At 72.4% G+C, this 11,246-nt stretch carries 12 protein-coding genes; 5 read left to right on the top strand and 7 right to left on the bottom strand.

Going from position 1 to position 11,246, the window contains the following annotated elements; all coding sequences use genetic code 11:
• Positions 1 to 106 (bottom strand): 5'-nucleotidase (locus tag ABZ078_RS43395; protein WP_356584063.1); only part of this gene is annotated, 106 nt, incomplete at its 3' end.
• A 2-nt stretch (positions 107 to 108) separates the two neighbouring features.
• Here ABZ078_RS43395 and ABZ078_RS43390 point away from each other — a divergent pair.
• A complete protein-coding gene (locus ABZ078_RS43390; RefSeq protein ID WP_356584062.1) occupies positions 109 to 393 on the top strand; it encodes a DUF6332 family protein in 285 nt (94 codons plus the stop codon).
• On the opposite strand, the gene ABZ078_RS43385 is transcribed toward ABZ078_RS43390, so the two are convergent.
• From ABZ078_RS43385 to ABZ078_RS43375, 3 genes are read right to left on the bottom strand one after another with little or no spacing between them, the layout of a single operon-like run.
• Entirely contained in the window at positions 354 to 1,019 is a 666-nt protein-coding gene (locus tag ABZ078_RS43385) for a response regulator transcription factor (RefSeq protein WP_356584061.1), read from the bottom strand. The two genes, ABZ078_RS43390 and ABZ078_RS43385, sit on opposite strands and share 40 nt — an antisense overlap.
• Positions 1,016 to 2,275 (bottom strand): sensor histidine kinase, encoded by a 1,260-nt coding sequence (locus ABZ078_RS43380; protein ID WP_356584060.1) that lies wholly within the window; start codon positions 2,273 to 2,275, stop codon positions 1,016 to 1,018. The genes ABZ078_RS43385 and ABZ078_RS43380 overlap by 4 nt, the downstream gene beginning before the upstream one ends.
• 53 nt (positions 2,276 to 2,328) lie before the next feature.
• Complete coding sequence (locus ABZ078_RS43375) at positions 2,329 to 4,479, bottom strand: MMPL family transporter (RefSeq protein ID WP_356584059.1); 2,151 nt, start codon at positions 4,477 to 4,479, stop codon at positions 2,329 to 2,331.
• Between the two features lie 104 nt (positions 4,480 to 4,583).
• Here ABZ078_RS43375 and ABZ078_RS43370 point away from each other — a divergent pair, with 104 nt between their 5' ends.
• The gene (locus ABZ078_RS43370; RefSeq protein WP_356584058.1) at positions 4,584 to 5,390 is read left to right on the top strand and encodes a BTAD domain-containing putative transcriptional regulator; all 807 of its coding nucleotides are present in this window, start codon (positions 4,584 to 4,586) and stop codon (positions 5,388 to 5,390) included.
• Positions 5,391 to 5,404: 14 nt separating this feature from the next.
• On the opposite strand, the gene ABZ078_RS43365 is transcribed toward ABZ078_RS43370, so the two are convergent.
• Complete coding sequence (locus ABZ078_RS43365) at positions 5,405 to 6,109, bottom strand: TetR/AcrR family transcriptional regulator (RefSeq protein WP_356584057.1); 705 nt, start codon at positions 6,107 to 6,109, stop codon at positions 5,405 to 5,407.
• A gap of 138 nt (positions 6,110 to 6,247) precedes the next feature.
• Here ABZ078_RS43365 and ABZ078_RS43360 point away from each other — a divergent pair, with 138 nt between their 5' ends.
• Positions 6,248 to 6,697 (top strand): nitroreductase family deazaflavin-dependent oxidoreductase, encoded by a 450-nt coding sequence (locus tag ABZ078_RS43360; RefSeq protein ID WP_356584056.1) that lies wholly within the window; start codon positions 6,248 to 6,250, stop codon positions 6,695 to 6,697.
• Between the two features lie 36 nt (positions 6,698 to 6,733).
• Here ABZ078_RS43360 and ABZ078_RS43355 read toward each other — a convergent pair whose 3' ends face one another.
• Positions 6,734 to 7,972 carry a geranylgeranyl reductase family protein gene (locus ABZ078_RS43355; protein ID WP_356584055.1) on the bottom strand — a complete coding sequence of 413 codons (1,239 nt, stop codon included), beginning with the start codon at positions 7,970 to 7,972 and terminating at the stop codon, positions 6,734 to 6,736.
• A 133-nt stretch (positions 7,973 to 8,105) separates the two neighbouring features.
• On the opposite strand from ABZ078_RS43355, the gene ABZ078_RS43350 reads away from it, so the two are divergent.
• Both ABZ078_RS43350 and ABZ078_RS43345 read left to right on the top strand, forming a co-directional pair.
• Positions 8,106 to 9,461 (top strand): dipeptidase, encoded by a 1,356-nt coding sequence (locus tag ABZ078_RS43350; RefSeq protein WP_356584054.1) that lies wholly within the window; start codon positions 8,106 to 8,108, stop codon positions 9,459 to 9,461.
• Positions 9,462 to 9,509: 48 nt separating this feature from the next.
• Complete coding sequence (locus ABZ078_RS43345; protein WP_356584053.1) at positions 9,510 to 9,923, top strand: hypothetical protein; 414 nt, start codon at positions 9,510 to 9,512, stop codon at positions 9,921 to 9,923.
• Between the two features lie 194 nt (positions 9,924 to 10,117).
• Here ABZ078_RS43345 and ABZ078_RS43340 read toward each other — a convergent pair whose 3' ends face one another.
• Positions 10,118 to 11,158: an NUDIX domain-containing protein gene (locus ABZ078_RS43340; RefSeq protein WP_356584052.1), complete on the bottom strand. Its 1,041-nt coding sequence runs from the start codon at positions 11,156 to 11,158 to the stop codon at positions 10,118 to 10,120.
• Positions 11,159 to 11,246 lie beyond the last annotated feature (88 nt).

The raw sequence follows: 11,246 nt of genomic DNA, 5'->3' as shown, positions 1-11,246 counted from the left end.
CCCGATAAACCTCTTCGCCCTGCTCACGAAAGACAGCATCTGCCTCCGCCAGGTCGAACAGGGCGCTGGAGGCGATTCCAATGACCAGGCGATTGTTTGACTCCAGCTATGGAGAGCTACGGGGGACGGCGGGGTCAGGCCGAGCGGGACGCGATCACCGTAGAGATCGGGTACGCGCTGTGCAGCGCGGCGTTCGCGGCGGCGGTGCTGTTCGGAGCGGTCGCCGGCCCGGCGTTCGTCTTCGACGTGCCGGACGGTGTGCGCGACACACTCGTCGGCGCCGGTGCCACGGTCGCGGCCGTGCTGTTCTTCGCCCGGGTCGCCTGCGTGCTGCTGCGCTTCCGGCAGGGCCCTCAGCCCAGCCAGCCCGGCCGGACCAACCCCGACTCGTAGGCCAGCACGACGAGTTGGGCCCGGTCCCGGGCACCCAGCTTCACCATCGCGCGGCTGACGTGCGTCTTCGCGGTGAGGGGGCTGACCACCAGGCGGCGGGCGATCTCCTCGTTGGACAGTCCGATGCCGACCAGCGCCATCACCTCCCGCTCCCGCTCGGTGAGTTCGGCCAGGGCGTCGGCGGCCGCGGGTTCCTTGGAGCGGGCGGCGAACTCCGCGATCAACCGCCGGGTCACACCCGGCGACAGCAGGGCGTCGCCCTCGACCACCGCCCGTACGGCGCGCAGGAGTTCGTCGGGCTCGGTGTCCTTGACCAGGAAGCCGGAGGCGCCCGCGCGGATGGCCTCGAAGACGTACTCGTCGAGTTCGAAGGTGGTGAGCATGATCACCTTGACGCCCTCCAGGGCGGCGTCCTCGGTGATCCGGCGGGTCGCGGCGAGGCCGTCGAGGAGCGGCATGCGGATGTCCATCAGGACGACGTCGGGCCGCAGTTCGCGCACCTTGCGCAGCGCCTCCTCGCCGTCGGGGGCCTCCCCGGCCACCTCGATGTCGGGCTGCGCGTCGAGTAGCGCCCGGAAGCCGGCCCGCACCAGTGACTGGTCGTCGGCGAGCAGTACGCGGATCACCGGTCCTCCTTGACGTCGTTGCCCGGTTCGCCCGCGGCGGCCTTGAGCGGCAGCACGGCGAGCACCCGGAACCCGCCGTCGGCACGCGGGCCCGCCTCGATCGTGCCACCCAGCGCGGCCGCCCGCTCCCGCATTCCGGCGAGTCCGTTGCCGCTGCCGCCCGCGTCGGCGCCGGTCGCGGGACCGTCGTCGTCGATACGCAGCCGTAGTGTCGTCCCGTCCTCGTGATCGAGGCGCACGCGCGCGTGCCGCGACTCGGAGTGGCGTACGACGTTGGTGAGGGCTTCCTGGACGATGCGGAAGGCCGCGAGGTCCGTGCCGGGCGCGAGGCGGGGCGGCTCGCCCTCGACCTCGACGGTGAGGCCGGCGCTCGCCGCCTGGGTCACCAGCTCGGGCAGCCGGTCGAGGCCGGGCGCCGGGGTGCGCGGCGCGTCGCCGGGGGCGCGCAGCGTGTCGAGGACCTGGCGGACCTCGCCGAGCGCCTCCTTGCTCTTGGCCTTGATGGTGGTCAGCGCCGTGCGCGCCTGCTCGGGGTCGGTGTCGAGGAGGGCCAGGCCGACACCCGCCTGCACATTGATCACGCTGATGCTGTGCGCGAGGACGTCGTGCAGTTCCCGGGCGATCCGCAGCCGCTCCTCGTCGGCCCGCCGCCGCGCCGCCTGCGCCCGCTCGGCCCGCTCCCGCGCCCACTGCTCGCGCCGGGTCCTGGCCAGCTCCGACAACGCCATGATCGCCGCGACCCAGGCGGCGATCACGCCCTCCTGCGTCCAGGACGCGGCCGCGTCACCGGACGGCGGCAGCCACTGGTACAGCCAGTGGGCCACCAGCGCGTGCCCGGCCCAGAACACCCCGACCGCCGCCCAGGCGGACCTGCGGTGCCCGGTGACGATGGCGTTGAAGCAGGCCACGGCCACGGCCACGAAGACGGGCCCGTAGGGGTACCCGGCGCCCAGGTAGAGCGTGGCGGCCACCGCCGTCCCGAACACGACGGCCACCGGATACCGCTTGCGCCCCAGCAGCAGCCCCGAGGCCACGAACAGCAGCACGCGCGCGAAGGGGTCGAGATGCTCCCGGTCGTCCAGCTGCCCCCGGGCCGCGAAGTTCGAGCCGACCACCACGAACACCGTGATCAGCACGGTGGACCGCCAGGGCCAACGTGGCGCGTGCTCCTGGTCGTCCCAGCGGTGCCACCACGACGGCCCGTGCCGCCACCACATCGGCGGCCCGCCGCCCCGGCGTGTCTGCTGCTCGTCCATGTCCGCCACGCTAGACGCGATGGCACCCGGGCGGCGTCACCCGCGCGTGGTGATCACACGTACTCCCCGCGAAGTACGTCCGCGGCCTCGGGCTCCCTGATCCGCAGCCGGCGCAGCCACCGGGGCGCCCACCAGTTCGCGCGCCCGGCGAGCCGCATCGTCACCGGCAGCAGCACGACCCGGATGAGGGTGGCGTCGACGAGGATCGTCAGGGCGGTGCCGATGCCGAGTTCCTTGAGGAAGACGACGCCTGAGGTGGCGTACGACAGGAAGGACAGCGCGAGGATCCCGGCCGCGGCGGTGATCAGCGGGGCGCTGCGCCGGATGCCCTCGCCCACCGCGCGCGTGGTGTCGCCGGTCCGCTCGTGCTCCTCCTTGATGCGGGCCAGCAGGAAGACCTCGTAGTCCATGGACAGCCCGTACGCCACGCAGAACATCAGCACGGGGATGCTGGGCTCGATCGAACCGGTGGGCGTGAAGCCGAGGAGTCCGGACAGGTGGCCGTCCTGGAAGACCCACACCAGGCAGCCGAACATCACCGCGAGGCTGAGCAGGTTCAGCACGGTCGCCTTCGCGGGCAGGAGCACGCTGCCGGTCATCAGGAGGAGGATCACGTACGTGGCCGCCAGCACGATCCCGACGGCGAGCGGAAGCCGGTCGAGCAGCGTGGCGCGGAAGTCGGTGGTCTCGCCCGGATAGCCGCCGACGAGGGCGCGGGCGGGCGCGGGCGTGTCCCGGACGCGTTCGACGAAGGCGGGCACGTCGCCGTACATGGCCTGCTGTGTGGGTACGACGGCCAGGCGCACGCGTCCGTCCGGCGCGGCGAGCCGGTCCTGGCCGGGGGCACCGATCCGGCTGCCCTCCCGGTAGGCGCCGCTCGGCGCGTCGACCTGGAACACGCCAGGGAGCCGGGAGAGTTCGGCGGCGTACGCGCGCGTGTCGGCCGGCTCGGCGAGCACCACCTGGACGGTGTCCGTGGGTTCGGCGGCGAAGTCGCGGTGCACGGTCTCGGAGGTGGTGCGCGAGGAGGTGCCCTCGGGGAGCGTGCGCTCGTCCGGGAGGCCGAAGCGCAGGCCGAGGACGGGTGAGCCGGCCAGGAGGAGGACGGTCAGGACTCCGGCACCGGCGATCAGGGGGCGGCGCATGGCGGCGAGGGCGACGCGGTGCCAGAGCCCGGAGGCGGGTGCGGTGGGGCGCTCGACGCGGTGGCCCCAACGGGCGAGGGCCGCCGGGAGGACGAGGACGGCACCGGCGACCGCGGTGAGCACGACCAGCACGCCGGCGTACGCGAACGAGCTCAGGAAGAAGAACGGGAACACCAGCAGCGCACAGAGCGACACGGCGACGGTGACACCACTGAAGACGACGGTACGTCCGGCCGCCGCGGTGGCCCGCACCACCGCCTGCCCCTGCACGTGTCCGGCGGCCCGCTCCTCGCGATACCGGTTGATCATGAAGAGGCTGTAGTCGACGCCCAGCCCGAGGCCGAGGACGAGCGCGAGGTTCGCTGCGAAGGTCGACACGTCGGTGAACTGCGCGAGCAGCCGCAGACCGGCGAGCGTGCCGAGGACCGAGAGCAGGCCGACGGCGACGGTCAGCAGGGCGGCCACGGTACGCCGGAGGACGAGGATCAGAAGGAGCAGGACGGCGGGCAGCGCGAAGGCCTCCGCGCGCAGGAAGTCGGCGCGGGCCTGCTCGCCGACCTGCCGCGAGATCTCCTCCTGGCCGCCCACCCGGACGTCGAGCTCGGTGGTGGTGCGGGTCAGCCGCGGTGAGAGCGCGGCGAGTTGTTCGCGGGTTTCGGTGGCGGTGCCTTCGAGGTGGGCGAGGATCAGCGCGCGGTGGCCGTCCTCGGCGCGCAGGGCGGGGCTCTCGGCGTCCCAGTAGGAGGTGACGTCGGTGACCAGGGGCAACCGCCCGACCTCGGCGGCGAGTTCGCGTCCCGCCCGCTGCGTGCGCGGGCTGTCCACGTCGCCGTCGCGGGCGGTGACGAGCAGAGCGAGGTTGGGGTTGCCGGTGCGGAAGTCCTCGCGCAGCGTCTCGGCGGCGCGTACCGATTGCGTGCCGGGTGAACTCCAGCGCGAGAGGTCGAGGTCCTCCTGGGCGCCCGCGCCGTACGCGCCGAGGCCGAGGAGGACGAGCAGGGCGCCGATCAGCACGGCACCACTGCGGTGCACGGCCAGACGGCCGAGCCGGGTGAGCATGGGGCGGCCTTTCTCCGGGAGTCGGGGCTCACACCGTGACCCGGTCCGCTGGAACGGCCGCTGGAAGATCCACTGGAACGCGGGGCTCGGGATACGCTCGACGCATGGGTGAGGGGACAGCCGAGGGCACGACCGGCACAGCGCAGGGCCTGCGCTGCGAACTGCTGGGCCCGCTGCGCGCGTTGCGCGACGGCACGGAGATCCCGCTCGGCCCGCCGAAGCAGCGTGCGGTCCTCGCCGTACTGCTGCTCCAAGAGAGCCGTCCCCTCTCGTACGACGGCCTGGTCGAGGCGGTGTGGGGCGGGGCACCGCCCGCCCATGTACGCAATCTCGTGCAGAAGTACGTCTCCGGGCTGCGCCGCGCGCTCGGGGAGGGGCCGGAGCTGTCGTGGACCGGTGCCGGGTACCGGCTGACCGGTGTCCGCATCGACGACTTGGCGGAGCGGCGGCGACTGGTGGACGAGGCGCTGGCGGCACGGGACGCCGGTGAGGTGGGGCGCGGGGTCGATCTGGCCCGGCGTGCGGAGGAGTTGTGGCGCGGGGAGTTCGCCGAGGGACTGCGGGCGCCGTACCTGGAGGCGGAACGCCTGCGGTGGGCCGAGAAACGGCTGACGGTCCTGGAAGGACGGCTGGCGGGTGAGATCGCGCTCGGTCGTTCCTTCGCGTACGTCCACGAACTCGTTCGTCTCGTCGCGGCGTATCCGCTGCGCGAACACCTCGTCGAGCTCTTGATGCTCGCTCTGTGCCGCACCGGCCGCCCGTCGGACGCGCTGACCGCGTACGAGGCGGCCCGGTGCCGGCTGGCCGACGCCCTGGGCGCGGATCCGGGTCCCGCCCTGCGCTCACTGCACGCGCGGATCCTGCGCCAGGACCCGGAGCTGCTGCCGCCGGTGCCGGTGCCGGTGCCCTGACGGTTCGCGTCGGGCTACGTCCGGACGCCCTCCGCCAGGCCCACCCCGTGCGCGAGCCGGGCCACCGCGTGCCGGAAGAACGTCTCCCTGTCCTCGACGACCCGGTTGAACTGCCCGAACAGCTCGAACCCGACGAGCCCGAACAGCTCGGCCCAGGCCGCGATGAGGGCCGTGACCGTCGCCGGAGGGAGGTCGGGGGCCAGGTCGGCGGCCATGCGCTCGGCCTCGGGGCGCAGTTCGGTGGGCAGGGGCGGTTCGGTGAGCACGGCGTCGCGGTGGGCGTCGCGGAGGATGCCGATGAAGATCAGGCCGACGCGGGAGGCGGCCGGCACGGTGGTGTCGGGCGCGCTGTAGCCGGGCACGGGTGAGCCGTAGATCAGCGCGTACTCGTGCGGATGCCGCAGCGCCCAGTCACGCACGGCCTCGGCGACCGCCGTCCAGCGCTGCGCGGGCCCGGCGTCGGCGGCCTTGTCGTACGCGGCCTCGGCGCTCTCCCCGAGGGAGTTGTAGGCGTCGATGATGAGGGCGGTCAGCAGGTCGTCCCGGCTGGGGAAGTAGCGGTAGAGCGCGGAGGAGACCATGCCGAGCTCGCGGGCGACGGCGCGCAGCGAGAGCTTGGCGGCGCCCTCGGCGGCGAGCTGTCTGCGCGCCTCGTCCTTGATGGCCGCGGTGACTTCCGTCCTGGCGCGGGCGCGGGCGCCCTGTGCGGTGCTGCTCATGTGAGGCAGTCTTCCACGAAAGGCGGAGCGGTGCACACAATCGAGAGCACTGCTCTTGCTTTGGAGCGGCGATCTCGTGCACACTGCTCTCAAGCGAGAGCACCGCTCTCTCAAACAGCTCGAACTGTGGGGGTCGCCATGTCATCGCCGTACTACCTCAAGGGCAGCCCGCTGAACGTCCGTCTCAACAGCGTGATCGGCTGGCTGGCCCGGCGCGGGCTGAGCATCGCGGGCACGGCGGAGCTGTCCGTACGCGGGCGCAAGAGCGGCAGGATGCAGCGCATCCCGGTCAACCCGCACGCCTACGACGGCGCGCGGTACCTCGTCTCGGCCCGTGGCCACTCCCAGTGGGTGCGCAACATGCGCGCCGCGGGCGGTGGGGAGCTGCGCGTCGGGCGCAAGGTCCGTGAGTTCACCGCGGTGGAGCTTCCCGACGCGGAGAAGCTCCCGATCCTGCGGACCTACCTGGAGAAGTGGGGCTGGGAGGTCAACCAGTACTTCCAGGGGGTCACCGCGAAGTCCTCCGACGAGGAGATCATCGCGGCCGCCCCGGACCACCCCGTCTTTCGGATCACCGTCGACCGGTGACCCTCGGGACGCCGTCAGGCAATGACCCGGCCGTCGTCAGGAGGTGGCCTCCTCGCCCGCCGGCGCCGGGCGGCGGTCCAGCGCGGTCAGGGCGCGCTGGGCCATCGGGTGGCTGCGGACGATCTCGCCCAGGGACGTCGAGCCGCGGGTGATGTCCATGAACGCCTTCCAGGCCGGCCGGAAACCGGTCAGTGCCGCGTGGAAGAGACCGGGACGGCGTTCGAACACCGTCAGCAGCCGCTTGCCGACGCTCATCTCCACGCAGAGCCCCGCCTTGATCGCGAACGCGTAGTTCAGGGCCTGGCGCCGGGTGTCCACCGCGTCGTGCGCCTCGGCGATCCTGACCGCCCACTCCCCCGCCAGCCGCCCCGACCGCAGCGCGAACGAGATCCCCTCGCGCGTCCACGGCTCCAGCAGGCCCGCGGCGTCCCCGCACACCAGCACCCGCCCGCGCGACAGCGGCGAGTCGTCGGCACGGCAGCGCGTCAAGTGGCCGGAGGAGACGCTCGGTTCGAACCCGGCGAGCCCGAGCCGCCCGATGAACTCCTCCAAGTACCGCTTCGTCGCGGCGCCTTCACCGCGCGCCGAGATCACCCCGACCGTGAGCGTGTCCCCCTTGGGGAACACCCAGCCGTAACTGCCGGGCATCGGCCCCCAGTCGATGAGCACCCGGCCCTTCCAGTCCTCGGCGACGGTCTCCGGCACCGGGATCTCCGCCTCCAGGCCGAGATCTACCTGGTCGAGCTTCACCCCGACGTGTGCTCCTATGCGGCTGGCGCTGCCGTCCGCGCCGACGACGGCCCGTGCGAGCAGCGTCTCCCCGCCCTGCAGGATGACCGCGACGCTGCGCCGGTCCGGCACCGCCGATCCGTGCTGCTCGACGCGCTGCACGGTGACGCCCGTGCGCAGCTCGGCGCCCGCCTTCTGGGCGTGCTCGACGAGCTGCTGGTCGAACTCGGGCCGGTTGATCAGCCCGAACAGCATCTGCTTGGAGCGGCGGGTGCGGGTGAAGCGGCCGTTGTTCGAGAACGTCACCGCGTGCACCCGGTCCCGGAAGGGCAGTTCGAAGCCGGGTGGGAGCGAGTCGCGCGAGGGGCCGATGATGCCGCCGCCGCATGTCTTGTAGCGCGGCAGCTCCGCCTTCTCCAGCACCAGCACGCGCCGCCCGGCGACCGCCGCCGCATAGGCGGCCGAGGCCCCCGCGGGTCCCGCGCCCACCACGACGACGTCCCACACCTGCCGCACGTCGTCCGCCGAAGAGTTCTCGCTGCTCACGATGGTCTACTGCTCCCGATCAAGCCGCCGCCTTCTGCTGTCTCCCGCATCCTACGGCGGGCGTCGTCGCAGGCCGCTGTGGGAGGATCACAGCACTCATACGTACAACGTCGCACCCACAAGGAGCGTGCCCATGTCGTCGAATCCGGTCGCCGAGACCGTCGCCTCGCTGATGCCCGGGGCGAAGGCGGAACTCACCGAGCTGGTGGCGTTCAAGTCGGTGGCGGACTTCGACCAGTTCCCGAGGAGCGAGAGCGAGGGCGCCGCCCGCTGGGTCGCCGACGCGCTGCGCGCGGAGGGCTTCGAGGACGTGGCCCTGCTCGACACCCCCGACGGCACGCAGTCGGTGTACGGCCACCTGCCCGGCCCCGAGGGCGCGAAGACGGTCCTGCTCTACGCCCACTACGACGTGCAGCCGCCGCTGGACGAGTCCGCCTGGATCACCCCGCCCTTCGAGCTGACCGAGCGCGACGGCCGCTGGTACGGGCGCGGTGCCGCCGACTGCAAGGGCGGCGTGATCATGCACCTGCTCGCCCTGCGCGCGCTGAAGGCGAACGGCGGCATACCCGTTCACGTCAAGGTGATCGCCGAGGGCTCGGAGGAGATGGGCACGGGCGGCCTGGAGCGGTACGCCGAGGAACACCCGGACCTGCTGGAGGCCGACACCATCGTCATCGGCGACGCGGGCAACTTCCGTGTCGGCCTGCCGACGGTGACCTCGACCCTGCGCGGCATGACCCTCGTCCGCGTGCAGATCGACACGCTGGCGGGCAACCTGCACTCCGGCCAGTTCGGCGGGGCCGCGCCCGACGCGCTCGGCGCCCTGATCCGCGTACTGGACTCGCTGCGCGCGCAGGACGGTTCGACGACGGTGGACGGGCTGACCGGCGAGTCGTCGTGGCAGGGGCTCCAGTACGACGAGGAGCAGTTCCGCCAGGACGCCAAGGTTCTCGACGGCGTCCGGCTGATCGGCTCCGGCACGGTCGCCGACCGCATCTGGGCGCGCCCGGCCGTCACCGTCCTCGGCATCGACTGCCCGCCGGTCGTCGGCGCCACCCCGTCCGTGCAGGCGAGCGCGCGTGCCCTGATCAGCCTGCGGGTGCCGCCGGGCGTGGACGCGGCCGAGGCGACCAAGCTGCTCCAGGCCCACCTGGAGACGCACACGCCCTGGGGAGCCCGGGTGCGCACCGAGCAGATCGGCCAGGGACAGGCGTTCCGCGCCGACACGAGCAGCCCGGCGTACCAGGCGATGGCGGACGCGATGGCGGTGGCGTACCCCGGCCAGGAGATGCAGTACGCCGGCCAGGGCGGCTCCATCCCCCTGTGCAACACGCTCGCCGCCCTCTACCCGCACGCGGAGATCCTCCTCATCGGGCTGAGCGAGCCGGAGGCCCAGATCCACGCCGTGAACGAGAGCGTGTCCCCGCAGGAACTGGAGCGCCTCTCGGTCGCCGAGGCGCTGTTCCTGCGCAATTACGCGGCCAGTTGAGGGCGCGGGCGCTGAGGATGGGCGCATGACCCGCACCGAACGCCTCTCGTGGCGGAGGGGACGCCGGCCGGAACCGGCATCGGCGAGCCGACGAAGGTGATCGACGTGAACGGCGCCCGGGTGTTCGTGAAGCAGGCACGGCTCACCGACACCGAACCGCTCGCGCGCAACGTCCGCTCGACGGCCAACGTCTTCAGGGTGCCCGCCTTCTGCCACTACGGCATCGGCAGCCCGGGCTTCGGCGCCTGGCGTGCCCACGAACTCCTGCACTTCGACACCCACTTCCACAACATCCTCACCGACGGCCGGCAGCCCTACCTCGCCGACTACGGCCTCTCGCCGTCCTCGCGTTTTCCCCTGACCCGGCACGAGCGCGACTTCTTCACCCGGCACCGTGACCACGACCGCGCCTACAGCACCTGGTACCTGGTGATCTGGCTGGTCACCGAGCTGTACGGGTAGCGCGGGCAGGAGCGGGCCGCCTTCGTACGGTCCTGCGCCGACGGTGCCGGGCCGGGCGACGGGATCCCTGAGGCCGCCGCCCGGGTCATCGTCCGGCATGCGCGAGGAGCTGCCCTGATGGGCGATTTCCGGCATCGGTCGGAGCAGGAGAGCAGGCTCGCCCCGGGCCCGTACGAGGCGCTGCGCCGCGTGCTTCAGGACGTGGGAATCCCGGCCTCCAGGTAATGCGCCGCCCCGCGTTCCCGTGCCCGCAGCGCCCAGCGCAACCGCTCGTAGCGCACCGGCGGCAGCAGATCGGCGGCCTCTTCCTCGGTGACGAAGCGCCAGGCGCGCAGCTCGGGCCCGGGCAGCAGGAGTCGTTCGGCCTCGGCCGAGTCGAGCCGGCCGCCGTCGAAGAGGAGGCGAAGGCCGCCGTAGCCGGGGGGCGAGGGCCGCTCCCAGTCGACGACGAGGAGGCGCGGTACGTCGTCCAGACGTATCCCCGTCTCCTCGGCGACCTCGCGCATGCCCGCCCGCGCGGGCGCCTCGCCGGGTTCGACGACGCCGCCGGGGAACTCCCAGCCGGGTTTGTAGGTGGGATCGACGAGCAGCACCCGGTCCTGCTCGTCGAAGAGGAGGACGCCGGAAGCGACGGTCTCGGCGGTGGGTTCGGGGGTCTGCACGATGTCGCAGACGGGCACGGCCCCGCTGCCGACCGCCTCGGCGATCCGGGCGGCGGTCTCGTACGGCGTGAGGCTGCCGTTGTCGACGGGATGGGCGTCGGCGGTGAGCCAGGAGGCGAGCGCGGCGCGGTACGGCTCTATGTGGTCGTACGACCACTGCCGGACCCGTATCTCGCCGTCGGGCAGGTCGGGCGGGATCTCCCGCCCGGCTATTCGCTCACGCAGGATCGTTTCCCCCGGGGCGAGGAGGATGTGCCGAACGGTGATGCGGCGCGCGGCGAGGCCGCCGAAGATCTCGTCCCGGTACTCCTGGCGCAGCAAGGTCATCGGGACCACGAGGGTCCCGCCGAGCTCGGCGAGCAGTGCGGCCGCCGTGTCGATCACGAGACGTCGCCAGATCGGCAGGTCCTGGAAGTCACCGACCTCGGTGAGGCGTTTGGGCGGGAGCAGGTGGCTGAGTGCTCCGCCGATGACCTCGGGGTCGAAGAGCGTGCTGTTCGGGATCAGCTCGATCAGTTCGCGTGCGGTGGTGGTCTTCCCCGCACCGAACGCGCCGTTGATCCAGACGATCACGTTTCCCCCTCTTCTGTTGGCCCCCTGTGGCTTGCCCGCTCCACCCTGCCACGGAAACCAGTTCCAGTTGAGGGCGCATGACAGCGGC

The sequence above is a fragment of the Streptomyces sp. NPDC006385 genome (assembly GCF_040612485.1).
Taxonomy (GTDB): Bacteria; Actinomycetota; Actinomycetes; order Streptomycetales; family Streptomycetaceae; genus Streptomyces.
Note: the sequence above shows the minus strand (reverse complement) of the source record. Positions and strands in the feature narration are given on the sequence as shown.